The organism is Arthrobacter sp. MMS18-M83 (assembly GCF_026683955.1).
Lineage (GTDB): Bacteria > Actinomycetota > Actinomycetes > Actinomycetales > Micrococcaceae > Arthrobacter.
In genome coordinates this window covers 4,683,095-4,700,311 of record NZ_CP113343.1, presented here as the reverse complement: position 1 = coordinate 4,700,311, position 17,217 = coordinate 4,683,095, and the positions used below count along the sequence as shown (strand labels likewise).

The window sequence follows — 17,217 nt, the reverse complement described above, 5'->3', positions numbered from 1 at the left end:
CACAAGCTGGCGCGGGCACGGGCGCAAGCACTAGTGCGCCGGGAAACAGCGCTACTTGATCCAGCGCAGGTTGAAGCGGTAGCGGTGCGGCTGCCCGTGGTTGACGCGGATGCCGGCAGACACGGAGAAGCACGTCACAGCGACCCAGATTGCCGTGGCCAGGACTGCGAACAAGTTTCCAACCACCGGGAGCAAGACCAGAATGTTGGCGAGCACTGCGGCAATCGTTGGAGGCAAAGTGAAGTTCAGCGCCTCTTTGGATTCCTGTGCCGTGAAGGGGCCACGTTCGCGGAAAATCAGGTAGATCAGGAGCGAGGGCACACAACCAAGGATCCCGCCGAAGTGCGCCAGGGTGGCCCATTGACGGTCTTCGGAGGCCGTCAAGGGCAGCGCATTGGCAGGAACGCCGTGGTACTGGGACTGGCCCGAGGCGCCGTCCCCATCGTCAGGAGCGTTGTCTGCCACAGTTTCTTCCTTTGAGTATCTATCGGTGCAGTGTTGCTGTCCCAGAATACTTGCTCGGCAGGCGATCAGTGGACCAACTCCCGGACCCTGGGCGCGGGAACCGCACCGGGGCCGCTGCTGAAGCGAACCGAAAGCTGCAAGGAGCCGTCACGGTACGGTCAGGAAATCGATCACTTCCTCCACCCGTCCCAGCAGGGAGGCCTCCAAGTCCGCGTAGCTGTGGACGGCGCCGAGAAGCTTCTGCCAGCCTAGCCCGACGTCCTCGGCTGTCTCATGCGGCCAACCGAACGACTTCAAGATGCCGCTCTTCCAATCGGTCCCGCGGGCGATCGTGGGCCATTGCTCGATCCCCAGAACCTTGGGGCGGATGGCCTGCCAGACGTCCACATAGGGGTGGCCCACTATCAGGACGTTTCCTGCGGCGCCAGGCAGTGTCATGGCATCGGCGGCAATCCGCGACTCTTTCGAATCCGGCACCAGGTGGTCCACCAGGACTCCGAGCCTGCGGCCCGGGCCGGGAGAGAACTCGGCAATCGCTGCTTTAAGATCGTCAACGCCATGCAAGGGTTCGACGACGATTCCCTCCACCCGAAGGTCATCTCCCCAGACCTTCTCCACGAGTTCGGCGTCGTGTTTTCCTTCCACCCAGATCCGGCTTGCCTTGGCGACTTGCGCTCTTTGGCCGGCCACCCGGACGGATCCCGAAGCAGTCCTGCCCGCTTGCCCGACAACCGCTCCGGAGGCGGCGCGTGGCGCCGGCGGCAGAAGTTTCACCGGTTGTCCGTCGAGGAGGAATCCGAAGCCGAGCCGGAACGACTTGTTCTTTCCCCGGCGGTCCTCCAGCACCACAATGTGGATGCCGCCGGCCTTTTCGACCCTGGTCACAGCCCCGACCCAACCGGACTGTACGTCCTCGAGGACCATTCCGCGTTCAACGGGCACCTCAGGCAGTTGCCGCTTGGCAGGCGAGGAGAGGTCTTGCGGGCCCCAATTGTTGTAAGACACTGTCTTCACACCACTTTGCGCTAGGGGATCAATGACGGCCCTGGACGTTCCGCCGGACCGCGCGGGAATCATGTTCGCCGCGAGCGGTACCAATGCTAACAACGTGGTGGCTCATACTAGACTTGTTAGCACTTGGGCATGTTGAGTGCTAATTGTTGAATATCAGGTCGCTGAGTAGTAACTGTTCAGCACTGGCTGTTGAATGGAGGTGGGCAGTGAGCGAACCACGCAAGCTTGAAGTGTTGCGCGCCATCGTGGAGGACTACGTTCACTCCCGCGAGCCCGTCGGATCCAAGGCCTTGGTCGAACGGCACCATTTGGGAGTGTCGAGCGCCACCATCCGCAACGACATGGCCCTTTTGGAAGAAGAAGGACTCATCGCCGCACCGCACACCAGTGCCGGCCGAATCCCCACGGACAAGGGCTACCGCCTGTTCGTCGACCGTATTTCCCAGGTCAAACCGCTTTCAGCCGCCGAGCGCCGGGCCATCCACTCGCTGCTTGAGGGACCCGACGACGTCGAGGACATCCTTGAGCGCACCGTTCGGCTCCTGTCCCAACTGACCAACCAGGTCGCCGTCGTGCAGTACCCGCACCTTAGCCGCGCCCGCGTGCGTCACATTGAGTTTGTGCTGCTGGCACCGCGCCAGGTCTTGGTAGTGCTTATCGCCGATACCGGCAAAGTGGAACAGGGCGTGGTGCACGCAGGGGCCGATGCCACGGACGAAGATGTGATGGCCTTGCGCGCACGTTTCCTTGGGAGCATTGCCGGCTCGCAGCTTGACCTCATGCCGCAGGTCCTGCCGTCCGTGGTTGCCCTCTGCCCACCAGCGCTTCGAGGCCTTGCCGGTGTCCTCGCCCATGGTCTCGAGAGGCTGGCCGACAGAAGCCGGGACGAGCGCATGGTCATGGCAGGCACAGCGAACCTGGCCCGCTCCAACGTGGATTTCCCGCTCAGCATCGGGCCGGTTCTGGAGGCTCTCGAGGAACAGGTGGTCATGTTGCGCTTGCTCTCGGACATGGCAGAAGACCCTCGGGGAGTCACCGTGAGCATCGGCCGCGAGAACCCCTACGACGGGCTCTCCGAAGCGTCGGTGGTCGCCACCGGCTATGGTCCGGGCAGCAGTGCCAAGATCGGCATTCTTGGTCCTACCCGGATGGACTATCCCAACACCATGGCGGCCGTCCGCGCCGTCGCACGCTACCTTTCCCGCATTCTGGGCGGCTGACAGCTCCGGCCAGAAACCGTCTCGCAAGAAACGCAGTACAACAAGGAAGAGATACCGACTTTGAGCAGCCACTATGACGTTCTGGGCGTCTCACCGGAAGCAACCGGCGAGGAGATCAAGAAGGCCTATCGCAAGCTCGCACGTAAGCTGCATCCCGATGTGAACCCCGGAGAAGGCGCCGCCGAGGAATTCAAAGCCGTGACCCACGCCTACGAGGTCCTTTCCGACCCCCAGAAGCGCCGTGTGTATGACGCCACGGGCAACGAGAACGGCACCGACAACGGCTTCGGTGGCGGTTACGCGGGCCAGGGATTCGCGTTCCAGGACATCTTCGATACCTTCTTCGGCGGGGGTGGCGGTGGCATGCAGGGGCCGGCATCACGTATGCGCCGCGGCCAGGACGCGTTGATCAGTGTCCGCATCGATTTGCGCGAGGCCGTCTTCGGCGTCAACAAGAAGCTTGAAGTGGATACAGCGGTCGTCTGCCCCACGTGCGAAGGCTCATGCTGCCGAGCGGGAACCCACCCGGAGCGCTGCGACATCTGTGGCGGCTCGGGTCAGGTCCAGCGCGCAGTCCGCTCCATCCTCGGCCAGGTCATGACTTCCGCGCCGTGTGGTTCATGTGAAGGTTTCGGATCGATCATCAAGGATCCGTGCAATGAGTGCAGCGGCCAGGGCCGCATCCGCAGCCGCCGTTCGCTGACCGTCAAAGTGCCTGGCGGCGTGGCGACCGGAACGCGCATCCAGCTGTCGTCCCAGGGCGAAGCAGGGCCGGCCGGCGGACCTTCAGGCGATCTCTACGTGGAGATCCGGGTCAACGCCGATTCCACCTACATACGCGAGGGCGACGACCTTCACGCGACCCTGAGCGTTCCCATGACGGCCGCCGCGCTGGGAACCGAGCTGCAGCTGGATACGTTCGACGGCCCCCAGGAGATCGACGTCAAGGCCGGCACCCAGGCCGGCGAAGTCATCACCTTGCGCGGACTGGGTGTCACCCATCTCCGCGGATACGGCCGGGGAGACCTCAAGGTACACCTGCACGTTGAGACGCCCGGAAAGATCGACGCCGCGCAGGAGGATTTGCTCCGCCAACTTGCCAAGTTGCGCGGTGAGCAGTTCACCGAGGGCAAGCTCGTAGCGAGCGGCGGTATGTTCGCGAAGCTGCGGGACAAGCTCGGTAACCTGTAGCGGTGAGCAACCCCGTATTTTTCACGGTCGCCGGAACGCTTGACGGGCTCGGGCCGGGTGACACGTTCGTGCTGGACGGCGCCGAGGCAAGGCATGCTGTCACCGTCAAGCGTTTGGAAGTCGGTGAAGCGGTCGACATTGCCGACGGCGCCGGAAAGCGGCTCACGGGAACTGTGACCGCATCCGGACCGGGAAGCCTTAAGGTCTTGCCTCCGATGTCGTCGAGGAGCGCCGGCCGATAGTGCGCCTCGTTTTGGTCCAGGCCCTCGCCAAGGGCGACCGCGATGAGCTCGCCGTCGAGACGGCAACGGAACTCGGGATCGACGCCGTGGTGCCCTGGCAGGCGGAACGTTCCATTGTCCGCTGGAAGGGGGAGCGGGCCGCCAAGGCCCACGCGAAGTGGCAATCGGTGGCCACCGCAGCGGCCAAGCAGGCGCGGCGCGCGTGGATCCCGGAAGTTCGTGCCGCCGTCGACGGCTCCGGTTTGGCGGCGGCCGTTGCCGCTGCTGACTTGGCGATCATCCTGCACGAGGACGCAAAGCGCCCGCTGAGGGATGTCTTGGAGGAGTGGCAGGATCAACTTTCCGGTGGGGATCCCGGAGCAGCGCGCGAAGTGCTGCTCATCGTGGGCCCGGAGGGCGGCATCTCGCCGCGCGAAGTGACCAAGCTGAGCGACGTCGGCGCTGTCACCGCCCTCTTGGGCCACCATGTACTTCGCTCATCGACGGCGGGCCCGGCCGCCGTCGTACTGGCCAGCGACATTCTGGGGCGCTGGTAGAGCGCCACGTGCGCTGCGGCGGTGCCGACGCCGCCCTTCGAGTAGCTCGCAGTGCGCGTAGCTGATCAGCGGACGCTGAAGGAACGGGTATCCGTGGCGACGTCGGCGTCGCCTGGACCCACCATGGAGACGCGCAACTCGTAGCGGCCGGCTCCGAGGCCCACAGTGAAGCTGAAGGCGCCGCCTTGGCCCGGCACGGTCGAAGCAGTGGTCTGACCGGACAGGTATGATATCTTCTCGCCGCTTGAGTTCTCGCGGAGGATCTGCCAATGCAGTTTCTTCGAAGAGTCGGTGGTACGCCCATTGAACTTGATTGGACCGGCAGGCAGGGTCAGGTCCTCCTGCGGTTCAATGATCCAGACGGGTGCCACCATGGTTGCGTCCCGGACCATCGGATCACCTAGCTTGACCTGACCGAACGCCATGTAATCCGTGTGCCCGTCCACCAGGATGGTCACCTTGATCAGCTGACCGGAGTCGATCAATCCCGAGCTCGCCGCAGCAGCGGTAGCGGTGTAGACGAGTTGCTGGACCGCGCGCTGCGCCATTCCGGCGTCGAGGTTGGAATTGAACGCGTCGCGGGAAACGTCGACCGTGACCACGTTCTTGCCGGAAATCGACGTCGCAAGGTTGCTCGGATTTTGCCATGGCGTGAAGAAATCGTGATCCAACGGCTTCTGGGACATCATGATCCGAAGGGCGGTAGTGATCGGGTTCTCGTTGCCTGGGTTGTCACGAAATTCGCGGTACAGGAAGATATCCGTGTCGCTCCGTCCGATCCAGTACACCGGAATCTTGTTTGACGCCTGGGTTGTCTCGAGCGGCGCATTGGTTGCGGGTGCCGCCTGCAGGGCAGCGGTCGGGTTGGGGACAGGCGTCGTTGATCCCTGACTCGAACGGTCAGCAACGCAACCCGAAAGAAACAGGGCAGCGGTCAGCGCGGTCACAAGCATGGCGGAACGTCTCCGGATGCGTGTGCCCTCTGGAATGCCGGCTGGCCTGGTAATGGTGGATTCCTGCTCGTGTTCGGCCGCTGTGGTGCGGGGGAGTCATGCGCCCGAGGACCGGGTGCAGGGCATTTTTGCCCATAAATCAGCTTGTCACAGTCCCCGCGGCGCTTGCTGGGGATTCCATCCTCCGGCACCAACTGCAATGCGATTGATACGAGGTCGATACGGAGTTGATACCAAAGTGGCATGAAATCGGCTGTCCGCAGCCCTCCCGGGCATGGTCTGGAACCACCCCAGAGACTGGCTGGCGTAGGATTGAAAGCAATCCGAGGCCCGCGATCCTGCGCCCATCCAGCGAACGGACATCGGAGCAAATCGATGGACATAACCAAGCCGGAGGAGCACAGGCCGCAAGGCCAGCACTATGACAGAATCATTGAACGGGCGGCCCAGGGCCGGCAGCGTTGACACAGGTCCGGCCGAGTTCCCACACTCTGTCCCCGGCGCCCGGACGGAAGTTGTCGTCTTCGACAACTCTGATCAGATGGTTCAGACCCTCGGCAGCCATGACGAGGCACTGCGCTACATAGAAGCCCAGTTCCCCGGCGTCGACTTTCATGTGCGTGGCAACGAGCTCTCTTTCAGCGGACCATCCGGCGATGTTCCCCGGATCATGCGGCTCCTGGAGGAAGTCCGGGGTTTGGTCGGCAGGGGGACGGTTATCACCCCGGACGTACTCCAACAGCTCGTTTCCCTGCTGCGCAGCCAGTCACTCCAGAGTCCTGTGGAAGTGCTGACCCACAACATTCTTTCCAGCCGCGGACGCACCATTCGCCCAAAAACTCTGAACCAGAAGAGCTACGTTGACGCCATAGACGACAACACGGTGATCTTCGGGATCGGCCCGGCAGGCACCGGCAAGACGTACCTGGCGATGGCGAAGGCCGTGCAGGCACTGCAGCTCAAGGAAGTCAGCCGCATCATCCTCACGCGGCCCGCCGTCGAGGCAGGGGAGCGCCTTGGATTCCTCCCTGGAACGCTGAGTGACAAGATCGATCCATATCTGCGTCCGTTGTACGACGCTTTGCACGACATGATGGACCCGGAGTCGATCCCGCGCCTCATGGCTGCAGGAACGATCGAAGTAGCGCCGCTTGCGTACATGCGCGGCCGCACGCTCAACGATGCGTTCATCATTCTTGATGAGGCCCAGAACACCACTGCGGAACAGATGAAGATGTTCCTCACGAGGCTTGGTTTCGGTTCCAAGATGGTAGTCACGGGGGACATCACCCAGGTGGATCTACCTTTTGGAGCCACCTCCGGCCTGCGTATTGTCCGGGAAATCCTCACTGGGATCGACGGCGTGAACTTCACGATGTTGGACGCTTCCGACGTCGTCAGGCACCGGCTGGTGGCCGACATTGTGTCCGCCTACAGCATTTGGGACGAAAAGCACCGGGTGCGCGCACAGCACGCGGCCGCGCATGACAAACGGGGAGAACGCAGATGAGCATCGAGGTCAACAACGAGTCCGGCGTCCAGGTGGACGAGGCACAACTGGTGACGCTTTCGCGTTTCGTCTTTGAGCGGCTCTACATCCACCCCCAAGCTGAACTTTCCATCTTGCTCGTGGATGAAGCTGCCATGGAAAAGCTCCACATCGAGCTCATGGACGAGCCCGGCGCAACCGATGTCCTTTCCGTGCCCATGGATGAGCTCACACCGGGAACGCCAGGTAAGCCGACGCCACAGGGCATGCTGGGCGACATCGCCATCTGCCCGCAAGTGGCCGAGGTCCAGGCGCGCAATGCGGGCCATTCAACCCAGGATGAAATGCTCCTGCTTTGTACGCATGGAATTCTCCACCTCCTCGGCTTCGACCACGCTGAGCCGGAAGAGAAGGAAGAAATGTTCGGCCTGCAGCGTGAGCTGTTGTCCGAATTCCTCGGCAAAGATGCCCCCCTGGAGACCATGCAGTGACCTCACTCATCCTGGTCGGCATGGCGTTGGTGTTCCTCAGCTTCGTCGCCTTGCTGACTGCGGCGGAGGCTGCCTTTACCTTCCTGCCGCGGTACGAGGCAGAGCAAGCCATCGTCAAGAGCCGGGGGACTTCCCTTCGTAGCATCCTCGCCCAACCTGTTGCCCACATACGGGCGCTGCGATTCTGGCGGGTCTGGTTCGAGATGGCGGCAGCAGTGGCTGTCGCCGTGGTCATGCACAGTCTCCTCGACAACGTTTGGCTCGCCGGACTGGCGGCGACGGGCATCATGGCCGTCATCGGTTTCGTCTTGGTGGGCGTCTCGCCTCGTCAACTCGGGCGCGCCAACTCAGGCGACGTGGCGCGCTTCTCGGCCCCCCTCATCAGGTTCCTCTGCTGGATCCTGGGGCCCATTCCCGGTTGGCTCGTAGCGATCGGCAGCGCGGTGGCGCCTGGTGCTCCGAGCGGCGATGAAGCGTTCTTCAGCGAGGAAGAATTCCGTGAGCTCGTCGACAGGGCTACGGAATCGGACATGATCGAGGACAGCGAGGCCGAACTCATCCAGTCGGTATTCGACTTCGGCGACACCTTGGTCCGTTCTGTGATGGTCCCTCGAACGGACATTGTGAGCATCGAGTCGGGCTCCAGCCTGGAGCAGGCCATGGCTTTGTTCCTGCGCTCCGGCTACTCAAGGATTCCCGTTATCGGCGAGAATGCTGATCAGATCCGCGGGATTCTTTATCTGAAGGACGTCGCTGCCGCATTGCACCGTCCGGAACAGCCTTCGGTACTCCCGGACGTGGACGCGGTAGCCCGCGAGGCCCGTTTCGTTCCGGAATCCAAGCCCGTCAGCGACCTCCTCAGCGAGCTTCAGCAAGAGTCCACGCACGTGGCTGTGGTCATTGACGAGTACGGTGGCACGGCGGGACTGGTGACGCTGGAGGACCTCATTGAGGAAATCGTGGGGGAGATCGTCGATGAATACGACTCCAACGATGCGGAGGTCACCGACCTGGGTGATGGCACGTTCCGTGTCAGTTCACGGATGAGCATCGACGACCTCGGCGAACTTTTCGACATTGACCTTGACGACGACGAAGTAGACACCGTGGGCGGCCTCCTGGCCAAGACCTTGGGCAAGGTGCCGATCGTAGGCAGTGCGGTGAAGGTGGACGGGATCTCCTTGAAAGCCGATAGGCTTGAAGGTCGGCGAAACCGGGTCAGCCATATCATTGCGGCAGCCATTCCAAAAGAAGACACTGACCTTGAAGACCTTCTCGACGAGGCCGACACAACGCAACAGGGAGTTCCACGTGAGCAAGCACAATAAGAAGTTCGACGCCGATCAGGACTTCGGCGGCTTCCACGCAGGCTTCTCGGTTCTCGTGGGTCGTCCGAATGCCGGCAAGTCGACCCTCACCAACGCTCTGGTTGGCCAGAAGGTTGCCATCACTTCGGCAAAGCCGCAGACCACCCGGCATACGATCCGCGGCATTGTCCACCGGGAGGACGCACAGCTCATCCTCGTGGACACACCGGGTTTGCACCGCCCACGCACCCTTCTTGGCAAGCGCCTCAACGATCTCGTGGCGGACACCCTCTCGGAAGTGGATGCCATTGGGTTTTGCTTGCCGGCGAACGAGAAGATCGGTCCGGGTGACAAGTACATTGCTGCGCAGCTCGCTGCCGTTGGACGGAAGCCGATCATCGCGCTCGTCACCAAGACCGACCTCGTGGACCGTCAGGCCCTGACAGAGCAGCTCCTGGCAGTCGCGGCACTGGGGCGCGAAGTGCTCGGCGAGCAAGGCTGGGCGGACATCGTTCCGGTTTCCGCAACCGACGGCTTCCAAGTCGACACCGTTGCCGACGTCCTCATTGGGCACATGCCCCCTTCCCCGCCTCTTTACCCGGACGGTGAGCTCACGGATGAACCTGAGGCCATCATGGTCGCCGAGCTCATTCGCGAAGCCGCACTTGAGGGTGTCCGGGACGAGCTCCCGCACTCCCTGGCCGTGGTGGTGGAGGAAATCCTGCCCCGCGAAGGCCGCTCCGAAGACAATCCGCTCCTTGACGTGCGGGTCAATCTCTACGTTGAGCGCCCGTCCCAAAAGGCCATCATCATAGGCAAGGCCGGAAGCCGCTTGCGGGAGGTCGGAACCAACGCCCGCAAGGGGATCGAAGCCCTCCTCGGAACCAAGATCTATCTCGACCTGCACGTCAAGGTAGCCAAGGATTGGCAGCGCGATCCAAAGCAACTCGTGAAGCTGGGGTTCTAGCCACTGGGGATTTTCCCAGTTTGGGCCCGTAAAATGGTCCGAATCCCATTTTCCGAGGAAAGGTTGAGCGCGTAGTGCGACGTCGCGATGCACGCGTACAGGAGCCCGGCACCATTCGTCCGCCCGGCGCTGCACGCCACGGGGAAGCCCCCGGCACCCCCCGCCACATGAATGCTCCTAAGGGGCTCCCGCTCTGGCTCAAGATCACCGCAGTGTCGGTGTCTGTGCTCCTCGTCGCCGGGATCGCTTTCGCCGCTTACTGGGTTGTCCGGTTGCAGTTGAACATCAGCAAGGCACCTTTGTCGGCGGGCGCCACGAGAACCGAAGCCGCGGCCAACGATGCCACGGACCGCTTGCAGATCCTCATCCTTGGTTCCGACACCCGCGACGGGAAAAACTCGCAATACGGTTCGTCACAAGACTCCACGGGCTACGGTCAATCAGATGTCATGATGCTTCTGGACATCTCGGCGGACAACAAGAGGGTGAGCCTTACCAGCTTTCCCCGCGATCTCTTAGTGACTGTCCCGAAGTGCACTGACCCCAAAACCAAGACGGTTTATGAAGCCCACTCCAACGTCATGATCAACTCGGCCATGGCTGAGGCCGGCATCGGTTGCGCGGTGGACACCGTGAACAAGCTCACCGGGCTGGAGATCGACCACTTCATGATGGCTGACTTCAACGCCGTCAAGGAACTGTCCAAGGCGGTGGGAGGAGTCGACGTATGCGTGAGCGACGCCGTCTACGACCCCGATTCCGGGCTCAGAATCCCCAAAGGGACATCGAAGGTCGAAGGCGAGCAGGCGCTGGCCTTCCTCAGGACCCGCCACGGTTTTGGTGATGGGAGCGACCTCGGACGCATCCAAGCGCAGCAAGGGTTCCTTTCCTCGCTGACCCGCAAAGTCAAGGCTGACGGCACGCTCAGCAATCCGCAGAGCCTGCTTTCGATCGCAGACGTCGTAACCAAGAACCTCACCGTGGATGACGGCCTGGCATCCGTCCAGTCGCTCCTGACGATCGGGAGCCGCCTCAAAGACATTGACCTGTCCAAGGTGGCCTTCGTGTCGGTTCCCACCCAGCCCGCCGCCGTCGACATCAACAGGCTCGAACTGGTCCAACCACAGGCCACGCAGTTGTTTGCCGCCATGCGGGCGAACTTGGACCTGACCAACCCGGGCGCCACGGCGGCTCCGTCCCCGAGCGCCTCGCCAGCCCCGACGGCCTCCTCAGGGCCTCCTTCAACGCCGGCTGCCGGTTCTCCCGGCGCCCCCGCCTACAACAAGGCGCTCCAAGCAGTGACCGTAGCTGACGGTTCGGGCGTTGCGTCGCGGGGCCAGGAACTCGCGGCCGCACTCATTGGCGGCGGGTTTACCAGGGCCGGCCATTTCCTGGCCGCGGCCGCATCCAAGACGGTTGTCTACTACGGGACCGGCTATGCCGATGTTGCGCCGGACGTTGCCAGCCTGTTGGGCATTCCCGCCGCACAGATCGAGCCGTCTCCGGGCATCGTCGGAGTCCAAGTCTATGTGGGCTCCGACTTCACAACGGGAACAAAATTTGGAATGGTTTCCGTTCCGGCCAACGTCGTCAAGCAGACTGCAGGCGATGTAAAGTGTCAGGCCGTCAACCCCGCCCTCATCGCCCGGTAGCCGCGCGCCGAAATGAAGGGGGCGTTGACCACAGCTTGTGGTCAACGCCCCCTTGCCGTTCGTATTGCTTCCTACCAGATACTGACGCGGTCCTCAGGCGACAGCCACATCCCGTCCCCGGATTCCACCGCGAACGCCTCATGGAATGAGTCCAGGTTCTTGGCGATGGCGTTAGTGCGGAACTCGTTTGGGGAGTGTGGGTCCGTAGCGACGCGCCGGATGGCTTCCTCGGGCCGGATGACCTGGCGCCAGCCGGCAGCCCAGGACATGAAGAAGCGCTGCTGGCCGCTAAAGCCCTCCAAGACGGGCGGTTCCGCACCGTCAAGGCTCAGCAGGTAGGCCTTGTAGGCGATGGTCAGGCCTCCAAGGTCGCCGATGTTTTCGCCCAGCGTCAGCTTCCCGTTGACCTTATGCTCAGGAGCCGCATACGGTGCAAGGGCGTCAAATTGGGCCACGAGCTTCGCCGCCAGTCCTTCGAATGCCTTGCGGTCTTCCTCGCTCCACCAGTTCCGCAGCGCTCCGCTTCCATCAAACTGGGAGCCCTGGTCGTCGAAGCCATGGCCGATCTCATGTCCGATGATTGCGCCGATGCCGCCGTAGTTGACGGCGTCGTCAGCCTCTGCGGTGAAGAAGGGGGGCTGCAGGATCGCCGCGGGGAAAACAATCTCGTTCAGCATCGGGTGGTAGTAGGCGTTCACGGTCTGCGGGGTCATGAGCCACTTGTTCAGATCAACCGGCTTGCCGATCTCATCAAGGTGGCGGTCGACGTCGGCATTGTGGGCCCGCTCGACGTTCCCTAGAAGATCAACCGGGTCAATATCGACGGCGGAATAATCGATCCACTTGTCGGGGAAACCAATCTTGGGGCGGAAGGCCGCGAGCTTCTTCAGTGCTTCCGCCTTGGTGTCCTCGCCCATCCAGTCGAGGGCGGTGATGCTCTGGCGGTAAGCCTCGATCAGCTTGGCGACCAGCGTCTGCATCCTGGCCTTGTAACCCTCGGGGAAGTGGCGCTCCACATAGATCTGTCCCACTGCCTCTCCGAGGGCGGCTTCGACGACGGCGACGCCACGCTTCCAGCGGTCCTTATTCTGCGGCGTCCCGCTCAGGGTGGTGCCGTAGAAATCGAAGTTTGCATCGACGAAGGCTGACGACAGATAGGGGGCAGCGGCGTTCAGCACGCGCAAAGCCAACCATTCCTGCCAGGTGGCAAGAGGCTCAGACTCGACAAGGGCGGCCGCACCCGCGAAGAAATCCGGAGTGCTCACTACCAGCTCGGTGAATTTGTCGCCCTCAATCCGGGCGGCGTCGAACCATGCGTCCAGATAGGGGAACAGTTCATGTCCCTCTTCCGCAGTCTTGAGGTTGTATGTCTTTTGCGGATCGCGAAGCGTGACGTTATCCCAGTGGTGCGAGGCAAGGGCCTTTTCAAAGGCGACGATGCGCCCAGCCGCTGCGTCCGCGTCGGGAATACCTGCCAAGCCGAAGAGTTTGGCGACGTACTTGCCGTAGGCACTGACGATCGGTTCGAACTTCTCGTCCCGGTAGTAGGACTCGTCTGGAAGGCCAAGCCCGCCCTGGCCGATGTACAGCAGGACCCGGTCCGGGTTCCCGGCGTCGGGCGCTGGGTAGATGGAGAAGAGGCCGGAAACATCCGAGCGGAACAGCCGCCCGGACAATGCGACAACTTCGGCGGGCGAAGCAGTGGCGAAGACCTCATCGATCCGGGCGCGGATCGGTTCCATGCCCTTGGCTTCGGCGGCGTCCTCGTCCATGAAGCTGTTATAGAGCTCACCGACTTTGCGCTCGATTCCGCTGGCTTCCTCGCCCTTCGCAGCCGCCTCTTCGATGATCGCTTTGACTGCCAGCTCGGCGCCATCGCGGAGCGCGGTGAAAGTTCCCTCCAGCGGACGGTCGTCCGGAATGACCGTGGCCTTCAGCCACGCACCATTGACGTGCTGGTAGAGATCGTCCTGTGGCCGAACGCTTTCATCGATGTTGGACAGTGTGATCCCCGACTGTGGCACAAGAACTCCTTCGGACGACGAGCGGATCCGGCTCACCACCGTAACCGCGTCTGCATGGTGGACGTTGCTTCAGGTATTGCATTGTCATCATACGCACCCGTGTTACTGTGAAATGGTGCGTGCAGGAATGCTTCTCCTTAGCTGCCGCGGCGGGGCCTTGAAAGCGAATATTCGCTAGGCCAACCCTCGCTGCGGAGTTAGCTGTGCCCGGCCAATCTTCCTTCAAGATTAAGAGAAAAGGCCCAAAATCATGCGCAACGCACAAAAGCCCTCCGGAATGCCGATCCACCGGTACCTGCCTTTCCAGGACCAGATCAAGGTCGAGCTGGCAGACCGCACCTGGCCGGACAAAGTCATCACCAAGGCCCCGCGCTGGTGCGCTGTGGACCTGCGTGACGGCAACCAGGCCCTGATCGATCCCATGAGCCCGGCCCGCAAGCTGAAGATGTTCCAGCTGCTGGTGAAGATGGGGTATAAGGAAATCGAGGTCGGCTTCCCGTCTGCGTCGCAGACCGACTTCGACTTCGTGCGGCAGCTCATCGAAGGCGGCCACATTCCGGATGACGTTTCCATCCAGGTCCTGACCCAGGCGCGCGAACATCTGATTGAGCGCACCTACGAGTCTCTCGTGGGCGCAAAGCAGGCCATCGTCCACCTGTACAACTCCACCTCGGTTCTCCAGCGCCGCGTCGTGTTCAACCAGGACGAGGACGGGATTCTGGATATTGCCCTGCAGGGGGCGCGCTTGTGCAAGAAGTACGAAGAAACGCTCACGGACACCCACATCACGTATGAGTACTCGCCGGAGTCCTTCACCGGAACCGAGCTCGAGTACGCAGCGCGGGTTTGCAACGCAATTGCCGACGTTTTTGAAGCATCCGCGGACAAGCAAGTCATCATCAACCTGCCCGCCACCGTGGAAATGGCCACCCCCAACGTTTACGCCGACTCCATCGAATGGATGCACCGGAACCTGCATCCCCGTGACGGCATCATCATCTCCCTCCATCCCCACAACGATCGCGGCACGGGCGTCGCGGCGGCAGAGCTGGGCTATTTGGCAGGCGCCGACCGCATCGAAGGTTGCTTGTTCGGAAACGGTGAGCGTACCGGCAACGTGGACCTTGTCACCCTGGGCCTGAACATGTTCGTGCAAGGCGTCGATCCAATGATCGACTTCTCGGACATCGACGAAGTCCGCAGGACCGTGGAGTACTGCAACCAGCTGCCCGTGCCCGAGCGCTCCCCGTATGGTGGCGATCTCGTGTTCACGGCATTTTCCGGTTCGCACCAGGACGCCATCAAGAAGGGTTTCGAAGCCCTTGAGAAAGAGGCGGCTGCCGCCGGCAAGGCCGTTGACGACTTCACCTGGCAGGTCCCGTACCTCCCGATCGATCCCAAGGACCTGGGTCGCACCTACGAGGCCGTCATCCGCGTTAATTCCCAGTCCGGCAAGGGCGGTGTGGCGTACCTGCTCAAGAACGAGCACAGCCTGGACCTGCCGCGCCGGGCACAGATCGAATTCTCCGGCGTCATCCAGCACCGCACCGATACTGTCGGCGGCGAAGTCAGCGGGCCCCAGCTGTGGGCGATGTTCCAGGACGAATACCTTCCCGCTACCACGGCCGATGGCCAGTGGGGACGCTATTCGCTGGGCTCCATCCGCACGGAGACCGATGAATCCGGCGAGCTGACCCTTCACGCGGCCCTGCGCGTGGACGGCACCGTGGTTCAACGGACCGGCACGGGCAACGGCCCCATCGCTGCGCTGCTGGATATCCTGCGTGAAGACGGCGTGGACGTACGCGTCCTGGACTATTCGGAACATGCATTGTCCGAGGGCGGCAGCGCCAGTGCGGCAGCATATGTCGAATGCGCCGTCGGCGAGCGGGTCCTGTGGGGTGTCGGCATCGATCCCAACACGAGCACCGCTGCGCTCAAGGCAGTCATCTCTGCCGTCAATCGCGCCATTAGGGCTGTCCGGGCATAGCCATTTGCCGTGCGGCACCGTCAACACGGTGCCGCACGGCTCCGCCGGACCCGAGAAGGCCCGGTGTGGTGCGAAGATTAACTGTGGCCAATCCTTCTTCGTTCGCAGCGCGGTCCTATCGGGACGATGCCGTTGTGCTGCGCACCCACAAACTGGGCGAAGCGGACCGCATCATCACGCTGCTGACAAAGCACCACGGCCAGGTTCGAGCGGTGGCAAAGGGCGTGCGGCGGACCAGTAGCCGGTTCGGGGCCAGGCTGGAACCCTTCATGGTGGCAGACCTCCAACTGGTGTCCGGCCGCACCCTGGACATCGTCACCCAGGCGGTTGCCAAAGGAGCCTATGGGAGCTCGATTGCCGCCGATTATTCCCGGTACACGGTCGCTGCCGCCATGACGGAAACCGCAGAGAAGCTGACAGACGCCGACGCCGATTCGGGAACCGCGCAATACAACCTCCTCGTGGGGGCTCTTGCCTCGCTAAGCCGTTCCGACCACCCACCGGAACTCATTCTTGACTCCTACCTCCTCCGCGCTTTGGCCACCGGCGGCTGGGCGCCCAGCTTCACGGACTGTGCCCGCTGTGGGGCGGCCGGTCCGCATACCGCCTTCTCCGCTCCCTTGGGCGGAATGATCTGCGCTAACTGCCGCCCCCCTGGTTCGCCGGCGCCGGCACCCGAGACCGTGGTCCTGTTGGGCGCGTTGCTGACGGGGGACTGGGCAACGGCGGATGTGTCCCAGAGCCTTCATCGCCGGGAAGCCGCCGGTTTGGTGGCGAGCTACCTGCAATGGCATCTTGAACGAGCATTGAAGTCCCTCAAACATGTGGAGCGAAGCTGACAGTGGCACTGGGAAAAAAGAAGACGGCAACTGCGCGGAGGACCCCGGTTAAGGCCCCGTATCAACATCCCTCGGGGGCCAGGCCACCGGCCATACCCCCCGAACTGGTCCCGCAGCACGTGGCCATCGTCATGGATGGCAATGGCCGCTGGGCAAACCAACGCGGCCTGCCGCGCATCGAGGGTCACAAGGCCGGGGAACCGGCGCTGCTGGATGTGATGGCCGGCGCGATCGAACTCGGCATCAAGTACGTCAGTGTCTACGCTTTCTCCACTGAAAACTGGCGCCGTTCTCCTGAAGAAGTGCGTTTTCTCATGGGATTTAACAAGGACGTGCTACGCCGGCAGCGCAACCAGCTCGACGAGTGGGGGGTGCGGATTCGTTGGGCAGGCCGACGTCCCAAGCTATGGGGTTCCGTCATCAAGGAACTTGAGGAAGCAGAGGATTACACCCGCGGCAACGACACGTGCACGTTGACCATGTGTGTTAATTACGGCGGCCGGGCCGAAATCGCCGACGCCGTTGCAGCTATCGCCCAGGATGTTGCCGATGGACGCTTGAGGCCCGGCTCTGTCACAGAGAAGACCATCCAGAAGTACCTTGATGAACCGGATCTTCCTGACGTCGACTTGTTCCTGCGCAGTTCCGGTGAGCAGCGGCTGTCCAACTTCCTCTTGTGGCAATCGGCCTACGCAGAGTTCGTCTTCATGGATACGCTGTGGCCCGACGTCGACCGCAGGACCTTATGGGACGCCGTCGAGATCTATGCCAAACGGGACCGCCGTTACGGTGGCGCGGTGGACGCTGCCGCATCCCGCTGACGATTAACACGAGTGC

At 62.4% G+C, this 17,217-nt stretch carries 14 protein-coding genes and 1 pseudogene; 11 read left to right on the top strand and 4 right to left on the bottom strand.

Annotation, left to right across the window (positions count from 1 at the left end):
- Positions 1-51 precede the first annotated feature (51 nt).
- Both OW521_RS22185 and OW521_RS22180 read right to left on the bottom strand, forming a co-directional pair.
- A complete protein-coding gene (locus OW521_RS22185; RefSeq protein WP_265977346.1) occupies positions 52-465 on the bottom strand; it encodes a DUF4870 domain-containing protein in 414 nt (137 codons plus the stop codon).
- A 147-nt stretch (positions 466-612) separates the two neighbouring features.
- Positions 613-1,470, bottom strand: a complete 858-nt coding sequence (locus tag OW521_RS22180) for a DUF3097 domain-containing protein (protein WP_268021624.1) — start codon at positions 1,468-1,470, stop codon at positions 613-615.
- Between the two features lie 215 nt (positions 1,471-1,685).
- Here OW521_RS22180 and hrcA point away from each other — a divergent pair, with 215 nt between their 5' ends.
- The 3 genes and pseudogenes from hrcA (at position 1,686) to OW521_RS22165 (ending at position 4,668) form a co-directional block, all read left to right on the top strand.
- A complete protein-coding gene (hrcA, locus tag OW521_RS22175; RefSeq protein WP_268021623.1) occupies positions 1,686-2,699 on the top strand; it encodes a heat-inducible transcriptional repressor HrcA in 1,014 nt (337 codons plus the stop codon).
- Positions 2,700-2,759: 60 nt separating this feature from the next.
- Positions 2,760-3,890, top strand: coding sequence for a molecular chaperone DnaJ (gene dnaJ / locus OW521_RS22170; RefSeq protein ID WP_268021622.1), 1,131 nt, complete (start codon positions 2,760-2,762; stop codon positions 3,888-3,890).
- 2 nt (positions 3,891-3,892) lie between these two features.
- Positions 3,893-4,668 (top strand): annotated as a pseudogene (locus tag OW521_RS22165) (16S rRNA (uracil(1498)-N(3))-methyltransferase).
- A gap of 65 nt (positions 4,669-4,733) precedes the next feature.
- Here the strand turns inward: OW521_RS22165 and OW521_RS22160 are convergent.
- Positions 4,734-5,621 carry a GerMN domain-containing protein gene (locus tag OW521_RS22160; protein ID WP_268021621.1) on the bottom strand — a complete coding sequence of 296 codons (888 nt, stop codon included), beginning with the start codon at positions 5,619-5,621 and terminating at the stop codon, positions 4,734-4,736.
- Positions 5,622-6,042: 421 nt separating this feature from the next.
- On the opposite strand from OW521_RS22160, the gene OW521_RS22155 reads away from it, so the two are divergent.
- From OW521_RS22155 to OW521_RS22135, 5 genes are all read left to right on the top strand, one after another.
- Positions 6,043-7,131: a PhoH family protein gene (locus tag OW521_RS22155; RefSeq protein WP_268021620.1), complete on the top strand. Its 1,089-nt coding sequence runs from the start codon at positions 6,043-6,045 to the stop codon at positions 7,129-7,131.
- Positions 7,128-7,601 (top strand): rRNA maturation RNase YbeY, encoded by a 474-nt coding sequence (gene ybeY, locus OW521_RS22150; RefSeq protein WP_268021619.1) that lies wholly within the window; start codon positions 7,128-7,130, stop codon positions 7,599-7,601. Before OW521_RS22155 ends, ybeY begins: the two co-directional genes overlap by 4 nt.
- Positions 7,598-8,929, top strand: a complete 1,332-nt coding sequence (locus OW521_RS22145) for a hemolysin family protein (RefSeq protein WP_268021618.1) — start codon at positions 7,598-7,600, stop codon at positions 8,927-8,929. The genes ybeY and OW521_RS22145 overlap by 4 nt, the downstream gene beginning before the upstream one ends.
- Positions 8,913-9,875, top strand: a complete 963-nt coding sequence (gene era, locus OW521_RS22140) for a GTPase Era (RefSeq protein WP_268021617.1) — start codon at positions 8,913-8,915, stop codon at positions 9,873-9,875. Before OW521_RS22145 ends, era begins: the two co-directional genes overlap by 17 nt.
- A 74-nt stretch (positions 9,876-9,949) precedes the next feature.
- A complete protein-coding gene (locus tag OW521_RS22135; RefSeq protein ID WP_268021616.1) occupies positions 9,950-11,527 on the top strand; it encodes an LCP family protein in 1,578 nt (525 codons plus the stop codon).
- Positions 11,528-11,598: 71 nt separating this feature from the next.
- On the opposite strand, the gene OW521_RS22130 is transcribed toward OW521_RS22135, so the two are convergent.
- Positions 11,599-13,551 carry a M13 family metallopeptidase gene (locus OW521_RS22130; protein ID WP_268021615.1) on the bottom strand — a complete coding sequence of 651 codons (1,953 nt, stop codon included), beginning with the start codon at positions 13,549-13,551 and terminating at the stop codon, positions 11,599-11,601.
- 250 nt (positions 13,552-13,801) lie between these two features.
- On the opposite strand from OW521_RS22130, the gene leuA reads away from it, so the two are divergent.
- From leuA to OW521_RS22115, 3 genes are all read left to right on the top strand, one after another.
- Positions 13,802-15,541, top strand: a complete 1,740-nt coding sequence (gene leuA, locus OW521_RS22125) for a 2-isopropylmalate synthase (protein ID WP_268021614.1) — start codon at positions 13,802-13,804, stop codon at positions 15,539-15,541.
- A gap of 83 nt (positions 15,542-15,624) precedes the next feature.
- On the top strand, positions 15,625-16,380 hold the full coding sequence (recO, locus tag OW521_RS22120; protein ID WP_268021613.1) for a DNA repair protein RecO: 756 nt from the start codon (positions 15,625-15,627) through the stop codon (positions 16,378-16,380).
- A 2-nt stretch (positions 16,381-16,382) separates the two neighbouring features.
- Entirely contained in the window at positions 16,383-17,201 is an 819-nt protein-coding gene (locus OW521_RS22115; RefSeq protein ID WP_268021612.1) for an isoprenyl transferase, read from the top strand.
- Positions 17,202-17,217: the final 16 nt, after the last annotated feature.